Annotated in this window: 19 protein-coding genes; 7 read left to right on the top strand and 12 right to left on the bottom strand. The window is 69.7% G+C overall.

The annotated features are described in order from the left end of the window. Positions 1-452: 452 nt before the first annotated feature. From QRX60_RS30040 to QRX60_RS30030, 3 genes are read right to left on the bottom strand one after another with little or no spacing between them, the layout of a single operon-like run. Entirely contained in the window at positions 453-581 is a 129-nt protein-coding gene (locus QRX60_RS30040) for a hypothetical protein (RefSeq protein WP_285994783.1), read from the bottom strand. Between the two features lie 8 nt (positions 582-589). Further along, complete coding sequence (locus tag QRX60_RS30035) at positions 590-2,080, bottom strand: class I adenylate-forming enzyme family protein (RefSeq protein ID WP_285994782.1); 1,491 nt, start codon at positions 2,078-2,080, stop codon at positions 590-592. Further along, positions 2,077-2,520: a DUF2746 domain-containing protein gene (locus QRX60_RS30030; RefSeq protein WP_285994781.1), complete on the bottom strand. Its 444-nt coding sequence runs from the start codon at positions 2,518-2,520 to the stop codon at positions 2,077-2,079. The genes QRX60_RS30035 and QRX60_RS30030 overlap by 4 nt, the downstream gene beginning before the upstream one ends. A gap of 225 nt (positions 2,521-2,745) precedes the next feature. Between QRX60_RS30030 and QRX60_RS30025 the strand changes: the two genes are divergently transcribed. Next, positions 2,746-3,948 carry an IS110 family RNA-guided transposase gene (locus tag QRX60_RS30025; protein ID WP_286003603.1) on the top strand — a complete coding sequence of 401 codons (1,203 nt, stop codon included), beginning with the start codon at positions 2,746-2,748 and terminating at the stop codon, positions 3,946-3,948. On the opposite strand, the gene QRX60_RS30020 is transcribed toward QRX60_RS30025, so the two are convergent. Genes QRX60_RS30020 through QRX60_RS29995 form a run of 6 tightly spaced genes read right to left on the bottom strand, consistent with a single transcriptional unit; the run spans position 3,875 to position 8,000 of the window. Next, positions 3,875-4,819 carry a fumarylacetoacetate hydrolase family protein gene (locus QRX60_RS30020; protein WP_285994780.1) on the bottom strand — a complete coding sequence of 315 codons (945 nt, stop codon included), beginning with the start codon at positions 4,817-4,819 and terminating at the stop codon, positions 3,875-3,877. The two genes, QRX60_RS30025 and QRX60_RS30020, sit on opposite strands and share 74 nt — an antisense overlap. Then, entirely contained in the window at positions 4,816-5,703 is an 888-nt protein-coding gene (locus tag QRX60_RS30015; protein ID WP_285994779.1) for an NmrA family NAD(P)-binding protein, read from the bottom strand. Before QRX60_RS30015 ends, QRX60_RS30020 begins: the two co-directional genes overlap by 4 nt. After that, positions 5,703-6,188 (bottom strand): nuclear transport factor 2 family protein, encoded by a 486-nt coding sequence (locus QRX60_RS30010; protein ID WP_285994778.1) that lies wholly within the window; start codon positions 6,186-6,188, stop codon positions 5,703-5,705. The genes QRX60_RS30015 and QRX60_RS30010 overlap by 1 nt, the downstream gene beginning before the upstream one ends. A 47-nt stretch (positions 6,189-6,235) precedes the next feature. Further along, positions 6,236-6,667, bottom strand: a complete 432-nt coding sequence (locus QRX60_RS30005; protein WP_285994777.1) for a nuclear transport factor 2 family protein — start codon at positions 6,665-6,667, stop codon at positions 6,236-6,238. A gap of 29 nt (positions 6,668-6,696) precedes the next feature. Further along, positions 6,697-7,194, bottom strand: a complete 498-nt coding sequence (locus QRX60_RS30000; protein ID WP_285994776.1) for an amidohydrolase family protein — start codon at positions 7,192-7,194, stop codon at positions 6,697-6,699. Continuing rightward, on the bottom strand, positions 7,194-8,000 hold the full coding sequence (locus QRX60_RS29995) for an amidohydrolase family protein (protein WP_285994775.1): 807 nt from the start codon (positions 7,998-8,000) through the stop codon (positions 7,194-7,196). Before QRX60_RS29995 ends, QRX60_RS30000 begins: the two co-directional genes overlap by 1 nt. Positions 8,001-8,299: 299 nt before the next feature. Here QRX60_RS29995 and QRX60_RS29990 point away from each other — a divergent pair, with 299 nt between their 5' ends. Beyond that, on the top strand, positions 8,300-9,013 hold the full coding sequence (locus QRX60_RS29990; protein WP_285994774.1) for a GntR family transcriptional regulator: 714 nt from the start codon (positions 8,300-8,302) through the stop codon (positions 9,011-9,013). A 315-nt stretch (positions 9,014-9,328) separates the two neighbouring features. On the opposite strand, the gene QRX60_RS29985 is transcribed toward QRX60_RS29990, so the two are convergent. After that, positions 9,329-10,534, bottom strand: coding sequence for an MFS transporter (locus QRX60_RS29985; RefSeq protein ID WP_285994773.1), 1,206 nt, complete (start codon positions 10,532-10,534; stop codon positions 9,329-9,331). A gap of 65 nt (positions 10,535-10,599) precedes the next feature. Between QRX60_RS29985 and QRX60_RS29980 the strand changes: the two genes are divergently transcribed. Further along, on the top strand, positions 10,600-11,577 hold the full coding sequence (locus QRX60_RS29980) for a DUF5937 family protein (RefSeq protein ID WP_285994772.1): 978 nt from the start codon (positions 10,600-10,602) through the stop codon (positions 11,575-11,577). Positions 11,578-12,303: 726 nt separating this feature from the next. On the opposite strand, the gene QRX60_RS29975 is transcribed toward QRX60_RS29980, so the two are convergent. Then, positions 12,304-13,197 carry an NADP-dependent oxidoreductase gene (locus QRX60_RS29975; RefSeq protein WP_285994771.1) on the bottom strand — a complete coding sequence of 298 codons (894 nt, stop codon included), beginning with the start codon at positions 13,195-13,197 and terminating at the stop codon, positions 12,304-12,306. Between the two features lie 69 nt (positions 13,198-13,266). Between QRX60_RS29975 and QRX60_RS29970 the strand changes: the two genes are divergently transcribed. Then, positions 13,267-13,857, top strand: coding sequence for a TetR/AcrR family transcriptional regulator (locus QRX60_RS29970; protein ID WP_285994770.1), 591 nt, complete (start codon positions 13,267-13,269; stop codon positions 13,855-13,857). Positions 13,858-14,292: 435 nt separating this feature from the next. On the opposite strand, the gene QRX60_RS29965 is transcribed toward QRX60_RS29970, so the two are convergent. Then, complete coding sequence (locus QRX60_RS29965) at positions 14,293-15,135, bottom strand: helix-turn-helix domain-containing GNAT family N-acetyltransferase (protein ID WP_285994769.1); 843 nt, start codon at positions 15,133-15,135, stop codon at positions 14,293-14,295. Positions 15,136-15,238: 103 nt separating this feature from the next. Between QRX60_RS29965 and QRX60_RS29960 the strand changes: the two genes are divergently transcribed. The 3 genes from QRX60_RS29960 to QRX60_RS29950 all read left to right on the top strand — a co-directional run bounded on the left by QRX60_RS29960 (position 15,239) and on the right by QRX60_RS29950 (position 19,052). Beyond that, positions 15,239-16,561, top strand: coding sequence for an FAD-dependent oxidoreductase (locus QRX60_RS29960; protein ID WP_285994768.1), 1,323 nt, complete (start codon positions 15,239-15,241; stop codon positions 16,559-16,561). A 37-nt stretch (positions 16,562-16,598) separates the two neighbouring features. After that, entirely contained in the window at positions 16,599-17,792 is a 1,194-nt protein-coding gene (locus QRX60_RS29955) for an MFS transporter (protein WP_285994767.1), read from the top strand. A gap of 66 nt (positions 17,793-17,858) precedes the next feature. Further along, positions 17,859-19,052, top strand: coding sequence for a hypothetical protein (locus QRX60_RS29950; protein ID WP_285994766.1), 1,194 nt, complete (start codon positions 17,859-17,861; stop codon positions 19,050-19,052). Positions 19,053-19,063: the final 11 nt, after the last annotated feature.

Below are 19,063 nucleotides of genomic sequence, written 5' to 3'. Positions count from 1 at the left end.
TAACTGTCGCCGATGTCCTATGCATCGCAAAGCCTGTACGTGGATGTCATGTATCGGGACATCGGCGACGCTTCTGCAGCAATAGATCCGGAACGAACCGGCAGCGGACAACAAGAGCTCGGTCTGCGCATCGTGGCGGACGCGGCGCGGGCGTGGGAGCAGTTCGCGGTGGTTCGGAGGCAACATCGTCCGGACGGTGCTCACCGCCGGTCGGCACCACGATCAGCACGCCGGCCTTCGGCGGGCTCGCCAAGGGCGTCTTGTCGATGTGCGGGGTGATACGTCGCGTCCCGCTGGAGCTGCGGATAGACCTCCGGCTTCCGGTCGGCGGCGGCCGGCACCTCGCCGGAGACGAGCCCATCGGGTCGGGAACCATGTGGATCAGCCGGCGGCCCCGGAGTGGGCGTCGGCCGCGGTGCTTCGGATGCGCCGCACGTGTGCCCGGGCGTGCGTCACCGCTTCTTCGAGGCTCGTGAACAGGTGGTCGCCGTGGACAGCCACAGGATGCGCTGCTCGATCTCGCGCAACGCCGCGGCGCGGCGCGAATCGGGCGCGGTCGTGGCGGGCAGGGTGCTCGTCATGGTGTTGTTCACCTGGTGCTCGTGTGCCGGAGTTCGCGTTTGAGGATCTTGCCGGTGGCGTTCTTGGGGAGCTCGTCGACGAAGTACACCGACCGCGGCTTCTTGAACGACGCGATTCGCGTCGCGCAGTACTCGATGAGCTCGCTTGCGGTGACGCCCGAGGCGACGACGAACGCGCGGACCGACTCGCCCCAGTCGGGATCCGGGACACCGATCACGGCCGCTTCCCGCACGGCGGGGTGGCGGAGCAGGACCTCTTCCACCTCGCGCGGGTACACGTTGGAGCCGCCGGTGATGATGACGTCCTTGGCGCGGTCGGTGAGGTAGAGGTAGCCGTCCTCGAAGTGGCCGATGTCGCCGGTGCGCAGCCAGCCGTCCTCGAGCGTGCGCCGGGTCGCGTCGGGGTTGTGCCAGTACTCACGCATGACGACGTCGCCCTTGACTTGCACTTCGCCGTCCGCACCCGGGGCCACCGGCCGCCCGTCGACGTCGCGGATGCGCACGTCCACGGTGCTGAACGGGCGTCCGCAGGAGCCCGGCCGGGACAGGGCCTCGTCAGCCGGCATGACGGTGATGGTCATCGGGGCTTCGCCTTGGCCGTACATCTGGGTGATGATCGGGCCGAACGCCGCGGTCGCGCGGTGCAGGTCCTCCTGGTACAGCGGTGCTCCGCCGACGACGATGCTGCGCAGGCTCGTCAGGTCGCGGGCGGCGGCTTGGGCGACGAGGCGGTTGAGCATCGTCGGCGCCAGGAACGTGGCGTGGGTGACGTGGTGTCGCTCGATCAGGTCGAGGTACCCCGACGGGGAGAAGCTGGTACCCGGCGCGATCACGTGCGTGGCCCCGCGGTCCGTGGTCGGCACGAGGTACAGACCGCTGCCGTGGGTGAGCGGGGCGGCGTGCAGGTGCACGCTGCCGTCCGGAACAGCGTCCAGATCGTGCTGGTAGGCGCGGCTCATGGCGGTGAGGTTGCGGTGGGTGAGCACCGCGCCCTTGGGCTTGCCGGTCGTGCCGGAGGTGTAGAACAGCCAGGCGGCGTCGTCGGCCTGCGTGTCCGCGACCGGTGCCGGATGGTCGGCGAAGACCGACTCGTACTCGCACACCTTGGCGGTGGCACCCACCGCGCCCACCTGGATGACGCGGACGCCGCCTCCGAGGGTGCCGGCGACGTGCGCGGTGGCTTCGGACAGGACTACTGCCGAGGCCACGCTGTCGTCGACGATGTAGCCCACCTCGTCGGGGTGCAGGTGCCAGTTCACCGGGACGGCCACGAAGCCGCCCCGGAAACACGCCCACAGGCACTCGACGAGTTCCGGGCAGTTCGGCATCAGCAGAAGCACACGGTCGCCGCGTGCCAACCCCAGTTCGCGGAGCCCGGCGGCCAGCCGTCCTACCCGGTCGATCAACGATGGGTAACCGAGGACTCGGTCGCCGAAAACGATCGCGGGAGCGCCGCTGTTTCGCTTCGCTCCCCTTTCCAGGAAGGTGCCGATGTTCACTTCGACTCCACGAGGGCCCGGCGGTGGTAGGCGCGTGCGACCGCGGGCACCAGCGCCAGCGCCCGTTCGCGGTCGCGCCGGTCCTCGCGCTGGCGCAGGATTCCGGCCATCCTGCGGTCTTCGGGAACGTCGTCGCCGCGGGCGGCGATCAGGGCGTGGAAGTGCGGGTTGGCTTCACCGAAGACCAGCGTGTAGGTGGCCGGCGCGCAGGTCACCTCGGTGACGGAATCGACGAGGTCGCGCAGGCGGCGGCCGTAGGTCGCCAGCTCGCGTTCGGTGAGGCCGCCGATCCGCAGCGCGTGCCGGCGGACCCGCAGGACGAACCAGCCCGGGACGTCGAACCCGGGCACGACTTCGCACGCCCACAGGTCGTCGCGGAACACGACCGCCGCTTCTTCCGCGTGCTCCATTTCGCAGGGCAGGCAGGAAGACCCGCTCATTGCAACTGTCCTACCTTCTTTGTTGGGTCTGAACTGGTCATTCGTAGGATCGGTGGGCCCTGGGGCTCAGGTATGGCTTTCATGCTCACGCCGGTGTTAAGGCTGAAAGGACTTGGCCGCCTGGGCTCCCGTGACGGCACGACCGCTGATTGGGATATGCGATGGGATCGCTGTGTAGGACAGCGTCGGCGTGGTCGTCTGTGGGTGAACTGCGGAGCTCAAGTGATGGAGGTGGTCGTGCCCCGGATCTGGGCCGGCGTGGACATCGGCAAGGAACACCACCACTGCGTGGTGATCGACGACAGCGGTGTGCGGCTGCTGTCGCGGCGGGTCCGCAATGACGAAACCGACCTGCTGGCCTTGATCGCTGACGTTCTCGCGATCGACGCCGATGCGCTGTGGGCGATCGATCTGAACTGCGGCGGTGCGGCGCTGCTGATCGGGTTGCTGGTCAACCACGACCAGCCGCTGGTCTACATCACCGGGCTGAAAGTCCACCGCGCCGCCGGAACCTACCGGGGCGAAGGCAAAACCGACGCCAAGGATGCGTTCGTCATTGCCGACCAGGCCCGGATCCGCCGCGATCTCGGGCCACTGCGGGCCGGGGACGAGATCGCCGTCGACTTGCGGACCCTGACCAACCGGCGCACCGACCTGATCTGCGACCGCACCCGCCAGATCAACCGGATCCGGCACCAGTTGCTGGAATACTTCCCCGCGCTGGAACGCAGCCTTGACCTGTCCCGCAAAGGACATCTGCTGCTGCTCACCGGCTACCAGACCCCCGACGCGATCCGCAGGCTGGGCGAGCAGCGCTTGGCCCACTGGCTGCGCCACCGCAAGGCCCGCAACGCCGACATCGTCGCGCATCTGGCGATCGAGGCCGCCGCCGCGCAGCAGACCACGTTGCCCGGACAGAAACTGGCCGCGGCGATGGTCGAACGGCTGGCCAAGGGGGTGATCGCGCTCAACACCGAAATCGCCGAGATCGACGCGATGATCGAAGAGCGGTTTCGCCGGCACCGCCACGCCGAGGTGATGCTCACCCTGCCCGGCTTCGGGCCGACTCTTGCTGCGGAGTTCCTCGCCGCCACCGGCGGCGACATGAGCGCGTTCGGCTCGGTCGACCGTCTCGCCGGCTACGCCGGTCTCGCGCCCGTGCCCCGCGACTCCGGCCGCATCCGCGGCAACCTGCGACGGCCTCGCCGCTACCACCGCGGCCTGCTGCGATCCTGTTACCTTGCCGCCATGGCCAGCCTGCCGGCCTGTCCCGCCTCGAAGGCCTACTACCAGCGCAAACGAGCTGAGGGCAAACGACACGAGCAGGCGCTGCTCTGCCTCGCCCGCCGACGCCTCAACGTCTTGTGGGCCATGCTCCGCGACGACTGCCGCTACCACGCTTCACCTCCGATCCCGGCGGCTGCGTGACTTGACAATCCCCATTGGGAAGTCCTTTCCGGATCGGCCCGACCTGCGTCACGAGCTCGCCCAAGCCCTCGATGCAGCTGACCAGTTCGTCGCCGGGTCGCAGGTAAACGGCGGGGTTACGGCCATATCCGACCCCGGCCGGAGTCCCGGTGAAGATCACGTCGCCGGGATTGAGGGTGAGCTGCCGGGACAGGTACGCGACGAGGTCCGGGACGCCGAAGATCAGGTGCTTGGTGCGCGATTGCTGCACGATCTCCCCGTTGAGCCGACAGGTGATCTCCAGGTCGTCCGGATCGGCTAGCTCATCGGGGGTCACCAGCCAGGGCCCGATGGGGCCGAAGCCCGGCAGCGACTTCCCGATTCCGAACTGCTGCGGCGCCGGGCCGGTGAACTGCAGGACGCGGTCGCTGATGTCCTGCCCGATCGTCAGCCCGGCGACGTGGCTCCACGCATCGGTCTCGTCCACGCGGCGTGCGGTGCGGCCGATCACGACGACCAGTTCGACCTCCCAGTCGACGCTGTCGCCGGAGAGCGCGAGCGGCGCCGACGGGTCGGCGATGCAGGAGCTGAACTTGGGGAACACCACCGGTACCGTCGGAAGGTCGATCGCCGCTTCAGCAGCGTGGTCGGCGTAGTTGACCCCGATCCCGACGCTCTGTCCCGGCCGGGGAGCCGGCGCGCCGGCCTGGGCCGGCGGCGCGATCGGCCCACGAGCGGGTGCGCGACCGGCGGCCCAGTCGCGGAACTCGTCCCACCGCGGGTAGATCGCTTGCGGGTCCGCCGGGAACCGGTCGCCGCTTGCCGTGGCGACGTCGACCAGTTCGGTTCCCTCCTGCAGCTGCAGGCGCCCGCCGGCGCTGGCCAGCCTCATCGGCCGCCCGCCGCCGCCGCGGGAAGCAGTGTGTCGCGATGCTCGTGCAGGTAGTCCTCGACGGTCCGCGGGGGCCGGCCGAGCACGCGCTCGACGTCGCCGGTGACGAATTCGGATTCACCGTTGCGGAAAATCTGGTACATCTCCTCGAAGTGCTCGGCCTCCCAGCGCGCCATCCCGCGGGAGAGCAGGTTCTCGCGTACGTCCGCAGGAGTGATTTCGGTGGTGCCGACCTCGCGGCCGCTCTCCTTGCTCACCAGGGCGGCGATCTCGGCGAAGGTCACCGCGCGGGGTCCGGTCAGCACCAGCGTCTGGTGGTGCCAGGCGGAGTCGAGCAGCACTTCGGCACACACCTCGCCGATGTCGCGGCCGTCGATCAGGCTGATCCCCGCGTTGCCGATCGCATTGGGGATGGCCCCGCTCGCCCGGACCGCGGGCAGCATGATGCCGTCGATCAAGGTCTGCATGAACGCGTTGGGCCGGATCACCGACCAGGGCTGACCACTCGCGGCGAGGACCTGTTCGATCTCCCAGTGCTGGCGGCAGGTGTAGGGACCGTCGGGGTTGATCGCGGAGCTGGTTCCGGACAGCTTCACGATCCTCGGCCCCAGGCGCCGCAGCGCGCGGATCACCCGCAGCTGCAGGTCGGTCATGTCGTGGGAGTGCTCGCTCAGCAGGAAAACCGAGTCGACTCCCTTCGCGGCGGCGGCGATGGTGTCGTCGTCACCCGAATCGCCCTCCCGGATGTCGACGTCCGGGCCCAGGACGCTGTGCGCCCTGGTGACGTCGCGCGACAGGACCCGGATGTCGGCGTTACGGCTTTGCAGGCCGGCGACCACGTACGGGCCGATGGTGCCCGTGGCCCCCAGGAGCAGCACAGTCATCAGTGGAACTCCTCGACGGTCGCGGTCGCGGGGATGTCGTCGCGGACGCGAAGGGTGTCGTCGGCGCGGCGCCAGATCTCGTACCCGTTCTCCCGGCAGATCTTGCCGTCACGGCACTGGAACGCGTGCACGAGCCGGATGCTGCACCGAGTTCCGGCGGGGAACGGGCAGTTGCGGAAGCCGTCGGTCAGCAGCGTGACTTCGAAGATGCTGTCGTCGAACACCCACTCCTCGTTCGCGAAGCGGTGCAAGTTGGTGATCTTGTGGACCTTCATGGCTTCGAAGATCTGCAGGTACTCGCTCTTCACCGTTTCCCGGTCGCGCAGGACCAGGCCGCGGGCCGGTACCTCCCATACGATGTCGTCGGTGTAGACGCCGACTGCCTGGTCGATTCCCTCGGGATTTTCGTTGTGGAAGTGCACTTCCACGGCGGCGAGGTTGCGCGCGATGATCTGCTCGCGCGTCAGTTCGTCGGTCTGGGACATGATTGTTTCCTTCGTGCAGGGGTACTGCGGTTACGGGTTGACTGTCCTCAGGGGACGGTTTTCGTCGGCATGACGGCGGCGCGGCCCTCGATCGCGTCGCGCAGCACCGCGGTGTCGATGTACTGCCGGAGCCCGACGAGTTTGCCGTCCCGGGCTCGCCACAGGTGGGCGAACGGCACGTCGAACGGGGTATCAGTGACCTTGGTGCGGCCGACGTAGCGGCCGCGCACGACGACGTTCTCCCCGGCTACCGCGAAGATCTCGTCGACCTCGGGGAGGATGGCGCTCCACGAGGCGAACGAGGCGGGGAAGAAGGTGTCGAAGATCTGCTCGGGGCCGACGTAACGGCCGCCGGCGGGGAAGCCGTCGGCGACGACGAATTCCATCTCCGGATCGACGAGGCTCCGCAACGTCGTCCAGTCGCGCTCGGAGATGGCGCTGTACCAGGCCTTGACCGCGGTAAGAGCTGCGTTGCTCACGAGAGTCCTCCTGGAATCGGCTCGGGGGGTCAGGCGGCCGGCGGCTTCCAGCCGGCCTGGACGCCCGAACGGGCGAGAATGCCCTGCGCCGCGGCGGAGGCAGAGCGGTGCAGCTCGGCGACGTCCACCCCGACCAGGCGGCCGTCCTTCTTCACCCGGTTGCCGGCGACGAAGACGTCGCTCACGGTGCTGCGGCCGGCGTGGTGCACGACGGCGGCAACGGGATCGAGAACCGGGGTCATCGACACGTCGGCCGTGTTGATCAGCACCAGATCGGCCTGTTTTCCCGGCGTGAGGCTGCCGAGCCGGTCGGCCTGGCCCAGTGCGCGGGCGCCCTCGATCGTGGCCATGCCCAGCACGTCCCGTGCCGACAGTTGCAGGTCCCACGGGTTCTCCCCCGCTTCGAGCTGAGCACCGTTGTGCTGGGATCGCGGCACGCCCAGGGCGAATCGCATCGCGGTGAACTGGTCGCCGCCGACCGCGATGCACGTGTCCACCCCGATGTTCGGCACCACTCCGGCCTTCATCAGCCGGGTGATCGGGGGAAGCCGTGGCCCATGTTCGCCTCGTCTTCGGGCGTGACGGTCGCGGTGACGCCGTGGTCGGCCATCACCTTCATCTCCTCGTCGGTGAGCAGGTTGCAGTGACCGAACGTCAGGTCGTTGCCCAGCAGACCGGCGTCGAGCAGGGGCGCGACGGCGGGCCGGCCGGGGAAGATGCCCTGCCCGAGGTGGATGTTGATCCGGATGCCGAGCTCTCGCGCCAGCGCCCAGTCCGCCTTGACCACGTCCATGACCGACAGGTCGGGACCGCGGGCAGCCAGTCCCAGCGTGATCAGGCCGGTGTCCGACGGGAAGCGGTCACGCAGCCGCCGCACCTCGGCCGCGTCGGTGTGGGCGGTGCTGCGGAAGGGTGGGGCGAGGCACTCCACGTATTGCTTCATCGAACCGCCGTAGCCGAACTGCGCCCGGATGCCGGCGGACTCGATCCCCTCGACGAGCGCGTCGGTGTGGGCCGGGGTGAGCTGGTTGTGCGACCAGTCGAAGACCCCCGTCACCCCCGAGTCCAGCGCGTCGAGTGAGCCGAGGCGGTTGCCGAGGTGCATGTCCTCGGCGGTGAAGTTCGGGCCCAGCGTGCCGAACATGGCCACGCAGTACTGGAACAGCGACCAGTCCGATCCCAAGCCTCGCAACAGGTTCTGGTAGAGGTGCCGGTGGGTGTCGATCATCCCCGGGATCACGATGTAGCCGCTGGCGTCGATGACTTCTGCCGCTGCTTCGGCCACCGTCAGCTCGGGGCCGATCGCCGCGATCACGTCATCTTCGATCAGCACGTCACCAGTCAGGTCTCCGACCGCGGGGTCCATCGAGACGAGGGAACCGCCTCGAATCAACACTCGGCGCTGCGGCATCGTTGCCTGCTTCCTGCGAGCCAACATCTCGCTACGATATACGATAGCTTGTTGCGGCAGCCTGACATACGGTGAGCGAAGACACAAGCTTCCAGCGAAAGGAAGGCCTTCAATCAGGGCAAATCGACCGATGGAGGCAGATCGATCACAGAAAGTAAGGACGCTACGATATAGCGCAGGCGGCGGAGGGGTGCCGACCGTACTTCGAACAGGAGGATCACGTGGCCGACCAAGCGTTCAAGCCGGTGACCGGACACCAGGTTTCGGCGGTCGACCTGGTCACCGTCGAGGTCCGGTCCTCGATCTTGCGCGGCGTCCTCGCTCCCGGAGCGCGCTTCTCGGTGGCCGAACTGGCCCGCCAGATGGGCCTCAGCCACATCCCGGTCCGGGAAGCGCTGCGGCGGCTGGAAGGCCAGGGACTCATCGAGCTTCAGCACGCTCGCAGCGCCGTGGTCGTGCCCCTGTCCGTTGCCGACGTCTCCGGGATCTACGGGCTGCGCAAGATGATCGAACCCGAACTCGCCGCCCGTTCGGCGACACTCAATCCGCCTGGCCACGTCCGCGGCCTCGCCGAGCTGATCGCCCGGTTCGAAGACGACGACCCCGAGGAAGTCTGGCAGGCTCACCAGCGGTTCCACCGCACGCTGATCGAACCCGCCGCCTCGGCGTGGGACCTGCGCACCCTCGAACAGCTCTGGGCCGCCGCCGAACGGTACACACGACTCGTCTACGACTTCGCCGCCATCGCCTCCAGCGAACGCGACCGCCGCGAGCGCATCCACACCACCATCCTCGACGCCGTCCGCGCGCAGGACGCAGGACGCACCCGAGCCGCGGTCGGCGCACACCTCGCCGAGAACGAGAGCGAGCTGCTCGAACGGATTTCCGGCCTGGACCTGGCCGCCCTGGGGAAGCGCGGCAGTCACCCTGCCTGAACCGGCTCAGCAGCTGGGCCTTGATGCCATCAACCAGCGGAACCAGCTGTGGGTCGTCGCCCACCTGGCCCTGGGTGATCAGGAACGACATCGACTGGCCTCGTCCGTCGACGGCGAGGTGGATTTCGGTGCTCAGCCGCCGCAGGACCGGTCGAGTCCTCCGACGTCGTCGCTGCATCCCCCTTTTCCGGCCCCGGCGGCATGCTGGTGGGTGCCGTCCTTTTGGTCCACAGTGATCCCGGCACGCCTACCAGAGGCCAGCTCAACTATTCACGGGAGACGCCCTAGCCGAACTTCACGGCGCCGAGACGTCCGTCATGGCGGCGTGAGCCGGCCCATCACCTCCGCGGCACGCAACCGGAACCGCACGGCCGCCAGCACCGATACGGCGCCGCACAGTGCAATCACGTCCACCACCGGGACGAAGCCGGCCAGGGCGCCGGCGATAGCCGGGCTGATGCCCTGTGCGGCCATCAGTCCTGTGGTCAGCAGGCTGAACGCCTGACCTCGGGCACTCACCGGGACGACGTCGCGAAACCGCTGCTGGATCCCCAGCTCGTAGGAGAACCCGCCGCCGGCGAGGACCAGCAGTGCCCCGCACCCCCAGACCGGCAGGCCGGGCACCGCGAACCCGAGCAACGGCAGGCCCACGACCGCCATGGTCGGCACCAGCAGCCTGCGGCGCAGCGCCGGCCCGGCGGTTCGGCCGAGCAGCAGGCTGCCGAGCAGCATCCCGACCGGCAAACACGCCAGCAGCAGGCCACCCGTTTCGGCGGGCAAGCCGCGCACGGCAACGTAAGGCACCAGCAGGCTTTCGGCCGCGGTGACGCAGGCCGGCGGAATCCACTGGGCGAGGAACAGCGTTCTCGTCGTGCGGCCGCGCAGCAGCTGCCCGTTCCCCGCCCAGCTGCGTCGCACGATGCTCGGCGCCCCGGGTTCCCCGGCCGGAACCGGCAGGGCAGGGAGCCGAAGCCGCACCCAGGCGGCCGCGATGAGGTGCAGGGCAGCGGTGATCAGCAAGGCGTGGCGCGCGCCGAGTGCGGCGATGGCCGCGCCGGCGCCGGCCATGCCGGCCAGCTGCGCCACCGACAAGGCCAGGCTGAGCAGCGATCGGCCGAGCACATAGCTTTCGCCGCTGAGCACGTCCGCCACCACCCGGCCGACAGCGCCGTTGAGCAAGGGCGTCACCATCGAGACGGCGGCGACAAGCGCAAGGCTCGGCCACACCGGCAGGTGCGCCAGCGCCAGCGTGAGCCCGCTGCCGAACTGAACGGCGTACCCGAGGGTGAGCAGTCGCCGCGGTGGCAGCAGGTCCGCGACCGCGCCGAGCAGGCTGCCGCCGAGCAGCTGCGGGAGGAACCCGATCCCGTACGCCACGGCGGCCAGCAGCGTCGATCCGGTACTGGAGAACACCAGTGCCGACAGGGCCACCATGCGCACCGTGTCGGCGGCGATCGCGAAGGTGCGGGTGGCGAACAAGGCCCGGAAAGTGGTGTCGGCCAGGACCGCTGCGTAAGTCATGGCCCGAGCCTGGAACGGGTCGAGGACCGCGGCGAAAGTTACGCCCAGGAGCGTAAGGTCGGGTCGTGCTCCGCTTCGAGGTCGGCAGCGATGACTTGCTGCGCAGCCGGTTCGCGCTCTCGCCGCTGTTCGAGCTGGACGGGCTGCTCCGGCGGCTCGACGGGCGGTCCGACCACCGGCTGCCGAGCTCCTGGCTGGCCCGGCTGACATCGGCGTACTGCCGGTTGCGCCGGAACGCCGCGTTCCGCGCGGTGCTGGCCTTGCACGCGCCATGGCAAGGGGCCACGTTCGTCGCGCCGCCACCCCGGAGCCTGGCGCAAACCGTCGAGGACGACCTCGCCACCGTCCGGGCCACCGCTGTCGAGCAGGCCCGGCAGCAGATCGCCGGGTGCCTGCGGCTGCGCCCGGTGACCGACGAGGAGGTGCGCCGAGTCCTCGACGGCCCGGATGTCGTGGCGCGGCTGGCCGACGCCTTGGCGGAAGCCTGGCAGGACCTGCTCGCCCGGGACTGGCCGCAGCTCCGGGCCATCTGCGAGCGCGACGTGGTGCACCGGGCCGGGCTGCTGGGCCGGGGCGGGTGGCTGGCCGCGCTCGACGGCCTGCACGCTCGGGTGCGCTGGCGCGACCACGGCATCGAAGTGCTGCGGACCAAGGCCGCCCGCACGGTCGGCTTGGGCGGCCAGGGCCTGCTCCTGGTCCCGTCGGTGTTCGTCTGGCCGGGCGTCGCCGTGCAGCACGAGGCCCCTTGGCCCAAGGCTCTGATCTACCCTGCCCGCGGCGTCGCCGCCCTGTGGGAAAACCGGCCTGCCGAGCCCGGCGCGCTCGGGAATCTGTTGGGCCGGTCACGGGCGCGGCTGCTGCTGGCCATCGACACACCGGCGAGCACGACCCAACTGGCCAGGAGCCTCGGCCTGGCTGTCGGCGCCGTCGGCGACCACCTCACGGTGTTGCGGCGGGCCGGGCTGCTCGACCGGGTTCGCTCAGGCCGTTCCGTCCTCTACCAGCGGACCGCGCTGGGCGACGCGCTCGCCGCCCAGCACTGAAGCCGACCGCGCCGCCACCAGGTCCTTGTCCCGAGTCGGCTGGGCAGCCGTCAACGCGCCTCCCTTGCCCCAGCTCCCGCGACGAAGCCTCGACGAGGTTGTGCAGCGACTCGAAAGGCCGCCGAAGTACCACCGCTCACCGGGTCAGGACGTTCGGCTCGACCTAGCCCCGGGGAAGTCATCACGGCGTGGTCCACTCTCGGCCCCGTGCCCGGCGAACGAACCTGAACCCAGCACGCGCGTTGAGCCCCACCTGTTCCTGGCCGCCGGTGTCGAGCTGAGCGCGGATACCGCGAACCAGCCCCGCTTCGGGGTATCCGCCCGGGCGAGAGGAGCATCCCGGTGGTTCCCGAATAGCTCCCGCGCCCGGTTCCGGTCACTCTTGCCTGGCCCCACAGTCCCAAGTGCGTCGGAAACCGAGACACCAAGGCCGACTACGAAATTCACTACCTGAACAACCTTGCTTCACCAGAACCGCGGGAGTGAGGTCCACCCGGACATCACTGTCGCAGGCAGACGCAGTCCTGCCCTCGCGTGATCGTGACGGTGAGCAGGTCGAAGGCAATTCCTGTCGTGAATTCCGGCAGTGAAGTCGGCGGGTCGTCCCTGGCGTGCCGCAGCCGAAACCGGCCTGGGAGCGCCGGTCTCGGCGGGCGCGCGGCCCCCGCCCGGCGGCGTGACAGACGCAGCAGGCGCATGTGTCGCACCAGCGAAAACCTGCCGCGGTCAGACGACCACGACGCGACGGCCTCGGGTGTGCCCGGCCTGGCTGTCGACGTGCGCGGCCGCCGCGTCGGCGAGCGGGTACGACTTCTCGACCGGGATGCGGAGCGTTCCCCGGGAGATCAGGTCGACGGCCTCGGCGAGCGCTTCCGGCACACTGCCGGCCACACCGGAGAACCGAACACCGAACTCCGGGGCGTCCAGGTCGGCGATCGAGATCACCTTCGCCGGATCCCCGGTCAGCTCCACGAGTTCGCCGAGCACACCCGAGCCCGCCAAATCCAAAGCGGCGTCCACCCGGCCGAGGTCCCGCACCCGCTCGACCCAGCCCTCGCCGTAGGTCGTGGCCACCGCCCCCAGACTGCGCAGATAGTCCTGGTTCACCACCCCGGCCGTGCCGATCACCCTGATCCCGCGGACCCGGGCGATCTGCAGCACCGCCGTTCCGACACCCCCGGACGCTCCGCTGACCAGCAGCGTCTGCCCGGCCTCCACACCGACTTCGCGCAGGACACGCACCGCGGTCTCCACCACCGACGGGTACCCGGCCGCCTCCTCGAACGTCAGCCCCGCAGGCATCCGCGCCCACGCCGACAAGACCGCGAACTCCGCGTACGTGCTCGCACCCTCCCCGAACACGAAGTCACCGACCTCGACTCCCCCGACCCCTTCGCCGACCTCGTCCACCACCCCGGCGGCGTCCAACCCGACCCCGGCAGGCAACTCGATCGGGTGCGCTCCGAGAACCTGACCCTCCCGCAGCCGCCAGTCGACGGGATTCACCCCCGCCGCCCGCACCGCGACCCGCACCTGTCCGGGACCGGCGTGGGGTTCCTCGGCGTCGACCAGACGCAGGACCTCGGGACCGCCGAACTCGGCGAAGCTGATCATCTTCATGCCGCGACCATAGCACTAACGGTTAGCCTTTTGGAACAGTTAGCTTTACGTACCTGGTAGTCTCCGACGGTGACCGCGCCACCCGGGCGTCGCGAGCGCAAGAAAGCCGCGACCCGCCAGAAGATCGCCGACACCGCCCTGCGGCTGTTCCTCGACCGCGGCTACGACCCGGTGGGCATCCGCGACGTGGCCGCCGCGGCAGACGTCGCCGTCACCACCGTCTTCTCCCACTTCGCCTCGAAAGAGGCCCTGGTGTTCGAACAGGACGAGAACTTCGAACACCGCCTCACCCAGGCCGTCACCGACCGCGCGGGTGAACCACTCATCCCCGCGCTGCACCGCGAAATCCACGCGATGGTCCGCCACTGCGCGGCACCCGACAGGGCACCCATCCGGCACATGATCGACTCCTCGCCCGCCTTGCGGGACTACGAGGACTCCATGCTGCTGCGGTACGCCGAGTCATTGGCCACGGCCATCGCCGCCGACCCCGACCTCGACCGCACGCCGACCGTGTGCCGAGCCGTCGCGAGGTTCGTCATCGACGCCTACGCCATCGCCCGCGACGCGGCCGACCCCGAGACCGCACTCGGCGAAGTCTTCCCGATGATCGAAGCGGCCTGGATCGCACGGGGCTTCGACGAGGCCGCCCAGGCTTGAAGCCCGGCAGGACCCGTGCGCGGGAGTCGTCACCCCGAAACTGCTCGGTTCCGACGGCGCTCTCGGTGGCGAGAGCGGCCGAACACCGCGGTCACCTCGAGCCGCGCGACTGCCACACCGCCAACGAACGCGCCGGCCTCATCGAGCGCCGCTGGTGATCGGCCGCCGCGGTCTCGACCTGCCGCGACAAACTCCTGTCCGCGGAGCTGCCCGACTTTCTGCAGGCAATCCTCGACGATCGCTTCCCGCCCACCCTTCTGGCGCTCACCCGGCGAGGCGGCGGGCGCGGGCTCGCAGCCTTCCTGCGCGCGACAGACCTCGCACAGCGTGCCGTGCAGCCGGTAGCGGTGGCTGTAGGGCTTGAGCTTGTCGTAGAGGGCGGGGCCAGGACGCCGGCGAGGTCGGCGAACTCGTGGGTCCTCCGAACCTGGCCAGTCAGCTGACCGGGCTCCGACGTTCCAGGAAAACCGTGTCGTGCCAGACGCCGTCGCGCTGGGCGATGCGTTCACGGACTCCGAGAGTGCGGTAACCGGCAGTGCGGTGCAGAGCGATGCCGGCACGGTTTTCACTGAAGACGGACGTCTGCAGGGTCCATAGGCCGGCAGCGTCGGCTTCGGTGACCTGCTTGTGGATGAGGGCCCTGCCGATTCCTCGGCCGCGGTGATCCTCCGCGACGTAAATGCAGGTCTCGACGACCCCGGCGTAGCACTCCCGGCTGGACACCGGCGCGGCAGCGGTCCAGCCGACGACCTCGCCGTCGATCTCGGCGACCCAGCGGTGCCCGGGCAGCCACTTGGCGTGCAGTTCGTCCCGGGCGGGGGCCTCCGTTTCGAACGTCGCGATGCCGGTCGCGATGCCTTGGGCGTAGATCCGGCGGACCGCGCCCCAGTCGCCTCGGCGCAGCGCCCGCACGGTGACGTCTTTGGGAACGTTGTCCGGGCAGCACGGGCGAGGCGCCAGCAACCCCATGACGGCGTCGGCGGCGTGCGGCAGTCCGGTGCAGCACGCTTCGTTGACCGTGATGAAGGTCGAGGTGCCCTGCTTGCGCAAATGCAGGAAGCCGACATCGGCCAGCTTGCGGACGTGATGGGAGACGGTGGGCTGACTGAGGCCCATGATCTCCGTCAGCCCGCCGATGGTCAGCTCCCGGCCTGCGGTCGCGACGGCGTGCAGGATCTTCACGCGCATCGGCTCGGCCAGGCAGGAGAACCACTCCGCGTAGGTCGCCGCCTCGGCGTCCGGAAGCACCGGCGCCGTGACCGGGAGCGTCGTCGTCATGCCGCAAGTATTGACCGCCATCGATGGTTGCGTCAATCGACGTCGGTCTATACATTGCTCGGCGAGCCTTTGATAGAGCGTCTTCGATGAAAGGGTGCTGGGGATGAGCGAGTTGCCTGTCGTGGTGGTCGGAGCCGGGCCGGTGGGACTGGCCGCGGCCGCGCAGCTGCGGGAACGCGGCCTGCAGCCGCTGGTGCTGGAACGCGGTGAGCGGGCCGGTGCGGCCGTGGCGGAGTGGAACCACGTCCGCCTGTTCTCGCCGTGGTCGGAGCTGGTCGATCCCGCCGCCGAGCGCTTGCTCGAGCCGACGGGCTGGGCAGGGCCGGACGAGGGCAACTACCCGACCGGGCAGGAGTGGACGGAGCGCTACCTGCGGCCGCTGGCCTCGGTGCTCGGCGACCAGGTGCGCTTCGGTGCCGAGGTGATTGGCGTCGCGCGGCGGGGCCGGGACCGGATCGTCGACAGTGGCCGCGATGGCGAGCCGTTCTCCGTGCACGTCCGCACCGCCGGGGGCGAGGAGCGGGTCTTGGCGCAGGCGTTGATCGACGCGTCGGGGACGTGGTCGACGCCGAACCCGCTCGGCGGCGAGGGCTTGCCGGCGATCGGCGAGCGCGCCGCGGCCGACCGGATCGCCTACCGGGTGCCGGACCTCAACGCCGAGAAGAACCGGTACGCAGGCAAGCACGTGGTCGTGGCGGGCAGCGGGCATTCGGCGCTGACCGCGCTGGTCGCGCTGGCAGGGCTGGGCGCGGCGGGGACGCGGATCAGCTGGGTGCTGCGCCGCGGCGGGATCGGCAACACCTTCGGCGGCGGCGAGGCCGACCAACTGCCCGCACGCGGCGCGCTCGGCTTGCGCGCCAAGGAGGCCGTGGACGCGGGGCTGATCACGATCGTGACCGGGTTCCGCACCGAAGCGGTCGAGCCGGTCGCCGACGGCCGGGTGGCGCTGGTGTCGGCGGACGGCGCACGCATCGAGGCGGTTGACGAGGTGATCGCGCTGACCGGGTTCCGGCCGGAGCTGGGGTGGCTGTCGGAGATCCGGCTGGAGCTGGACCGGACGCTGCAGGCGCCGGTCGCGCTGGCACCGTTGGTCGACCCGAACGTGCACTCCTGCGGCACCGTCTACCCGCACGGTGCGAAGGAGCTGTCGCACCCGGAGCAGAACTTCTACCTCGCGGGGATGAAGAGCTACGGGCGTGCGCCGACCTTCCTCGCCCAGACCGGGTACGAGCAGGTTCGCAGCATCGCCGCCGAGCTGGCCGGGGACCACGAGGCCGCTGCCCGTGTCGAGCTGTTCATGGCCGAGACCGGGGTCTGCGGCGGGGCAGGCCTGTTCGACGAGCCCGACAGCCGCGCGTCCGGCTGTTGCGGCTCGGCCGAGCCGGAAGTGCTGACGCTGTCGGCGCCGCCGGCCGCGTCGAACTGACCTGGTGCCGGCGAGCACGAGCACTGCGGCGCAGTCCTTGAGCAGGTCGGGGCTGCGCCGGGTGCTCGCGATCTTGTGCGTCACCCAGATCACCAGCTGGGGGATCCTCTACTACGCCTTCCCAGTGCTCGCCCCGGACATCGCCCGCGCGACGGGGTGGCCGACGACTGCGGTGGTCGCCGCGCTGTCCGGAGCGCAACTGGTCACCGCACTGGCCGGGATCCCGGTCGGGCGGCGGCTGGACCGGCGCGGACCTCGAACGGTGATGACCACCGGCTCGGTGCTCGGCGTCCTGGCCGTGCTCGCGGTGGCGACTGCGCAGAATCTCGCGTGGTTCGTGATCGCGTGGGCGGTGGCCGGCGCGGCGATGAGCGGGGTGCTGTATCCGCCGGCATTCGCCGCGTTGACCCGCTGGTACGGGCCGCGGCGCGTGTCGGCTCTGACCGTCCTCACCCTGGCCGGTGGACTGGCGAGCACGGTGTTCGCTCCGGTGACGGCACTGCTGGCCGCGCACCTGGACTGGCGCCACACCTACCTGGTGCTGGCCGTGGTCCTGGCGGCGATCACGATCCCCGCGCACTGGTGGGGCTTGAAAGGGCGTTGGCCCGAAGCCGAGCCGCCCCTGGCGGAGCATGTCGAGCACAACGATCCACGCAGAATCGCCCGCAGCGGAGCGTTCCTGGTGCTGGTCGTGGCGATGAGCATGGCGACGTTCTCGGCGTTCGCCGTCGTGGTGAACCTGGTGCCGCTGCTGACCGAACGCGGCGTCAGCCCCGGGATTGCCGCAGTAGCGCTCGGCCTCGGCGGCGCCGGACAGGTCCTCGGCCGTCTCGGCTACGCCACGCTGTCGCGCACCACCAGCGTCCGCGCCCGCACCGCGATCATCCTGCTCGCCACCTCCGCCACCACCGCGCTGATGTCAGTCCTGACGTCGGTGGTCGCGCTGATCACCGCGGCCGTCGTGGCCGGGATGGCGCGCGGGGTGTTCACGCTGCTGCAGGCCACCGCGATCACCGACCGCTGGGGCGCGGTCCACTATGGACGGCTCAACGGGCTCATGTCCGCGCCGATGACCATCACCATGGCGCTCGCCCCGTTCGCGGGCGCCGCCTTCGCCGGCGTACTCGGCGGCTACGCCCATGCCTTCCTCGTCCTCGCCGCGGTCAACGCGGCGGCCGCTGCGCTGGCCATGGCCGGCAACCCACGAACACCCGTTGGGAGAACTCCATGAGCGAGTACGACGCGATCGTCATCTCGGCGGCCAGGCCGACCTCGCCGTATCCCGGACGCCTCCCCGTTGCCTGATAGCGAGACGCAGGGCTACGCGGCAGAGGACGCCATCCACGACGCGGCCGCAACCTGGGGCCTGCCGGACTTCGTGTTCCTGCCTGAACAGCAGCGCGTCGGCCCCGGCGTGCGCGAACTCGGCGACGGGCTGCTGCTCGTGGGCGACCACGCGGCCGTGATCCAATCCAAGAGCCGCACCGATCCCACCGACAAGACCGAACGCGAACTCTCCTGGCTCACCCGCAACGTCACGAAGGCGCTCAAGCAGGGAAGCGGCACCGTACGCCAGCTGAAGCTCACCAGCGCGAACATGACCAACGCCCGCGGCCGCACAGTGCCCGTCGACGGCAAGGACTACACCTGGCTGACCGTGGTGATCGTCGACCACGCCGATCCGCCACGCGGATTCCGGCCCCCTCCGGCCCCGACCGAGGTTCCGGCGATCGTGCTGCTCCGCCGGGACTGGGAGTTCCTGTTCGACCACCTGCGCTCAACGCGATTCGTGCTCGCCTACCTCCTGCGCGCAGCCCGAGCCGGTGACATTGTCGAGCTCGGCGGCGAACCCCGCCGGTACCACGAATACGCCCTGGCCGATGTAGCCGCCACACCTGATCCCGTGGACCCGGCGGTGGCTCCCCTCGTCAATGCGAAGCCGACAACGATCGCCTCGACCGCCCGGGCCCCGCTCGAACCAGTCGGCCGCGAGGACCGCGCCGCACACGTCCTATATCGAATGATCATGGAAGACGTGGCGAACACCCCGATCCCCGAGGACAGGGAGAAGGATCGGCTGCTCATGCTCGCCGCGCTGGACGGGCTACCGATCGGCAACCGCAGTGAGCTCGGCCGCACACTGGTGAAGTTCATGAAATCCGCCGCCCAGCACGAAGGCGACGGAACGCTCACTCACAGCCGTACGGTGATCCCCAACCCGGGCGAATTCGACCCCTTGTTGTTCATCGTCGCATCAAAGCTCTCCGAAGAAGCCAAACATGCGTTGGCTTTTCGGATGCAGGTGTTGCACCACGACTACAGCACCGCCATCGGCGACTGGGAACACTGCACCCTCGGCGTCATGCTGACGCCCACAGCCGTGCCCGACAGGCTGTGGAACACCAGCACGACGACACTCTGGGGCGACCAAAATCAGCCGCCCGAGTTCATCGAGGAACTGCGAGCCATCATCGCCGACAGCGCGATCTGATCGCCGAGCCG

Origin of the sequence: Amycolatopsis mongoliensis (assembly GCF_030285665.1) — a bacterium.
GTDB classification, from domain to species: Bacteria; Actinomycetota; Actinomycetes; order Mycobacteriales; family Pseudonocardiaceae; genus Amycolatopsis; species Amycolatopsis mongoliensis.
Note: the sequence above shows the minus strand (reverse complement) of the source record. Positions and strands in the feature narration are given on the sequence as shown.

What these genes read in the sequence shown, in the direction of transcription:
- QRX60_RS30000 (WP_285994776.1), bottom strand. Translation starts at nt 7,194, where the DNA reads ATGAAGGCCGGAGTGGTGCCGAACATCGGGGTGGACACGTGCATCGCG.
- QRX60_RS30015 (WP_285994779.1), bottom strand. Translation starts at nt 5,703, where the DNA reads ATGACTGTGCTGCTCCTGGGGGCCACGGGCACCATCGGCCCGTACGTG.
- QRX60_RS29975 (WP_285994771.1), bottom strand. Translation starts at nt 13,197, where the DNA reads ATGAAGATGATCAGCTTCGCCGAGTTCGGCGGTCCCGAGGTCCTGCGT.
- QRX60_RS29965 (WP_285994769.1), bottom strand. Translation starts at nt 15,135, where the DNA reads ATGACGACGACGCTCCCGGTCACGGCGCCGGTGCTTCCGGACGCCGAG.
- QRX60_RS30010 (WP_285994778.1), bottom strand. Translation starts at nt 6,188, where the DNA reads ATGTCCCAGACCGACGAACTGACGCGCGAGCAGATCATCGCGCGCAAC.
- QRX60_RS30025 (WP_286003603.1), top strand. Translation starts at nt 2,746, where the DNA reads ATGGAGGTGGTCGTGCCCCGGATCTGGGCCGGCGTGGACATCGGCAAG.
- QRX60_RS30020 (WP_285994780.1), bottom strand. Translation starts at nt 4,819, where the DNA reads ATGAGGCTGGCCAGCGCCGGCGGGCGCCTGCAGCTGCAGGAGGGAACC.
- QRX60_RS29960 (WP_285994768.1), top strand. Translation starts at nt 15,239, where the DNA reads ATGAGCGAGTTGCCTGTCGTGGTGGTCGGAGCCGGGCCGGTGGGACTG.
- QRX60_RS30040 (WP_285994783.1), bottom strand. Translation starts at nt 581, where the DNA reads ATGACGAGCACCCTGCCCGCCACGACCGCGCCCGATTCGCGCCGCGCC.
- QRX60_RS30030 (WP_285994781.1), bottom strand. Translation starts at nt 2,520, where the DNA reads ATGAGCGGGTCTTCCTGCCTGCCCTGCGAAATGGAGCACGCGGAAGAA.
- QRX60_RS29985 (WP_285994773.1), bottom strand. Translation starts at nt 10,534, where the DNA reads ATGACTTACGCAGCGGTCCTGGCCGACACCACTTTCCGGGCCTTGTTC.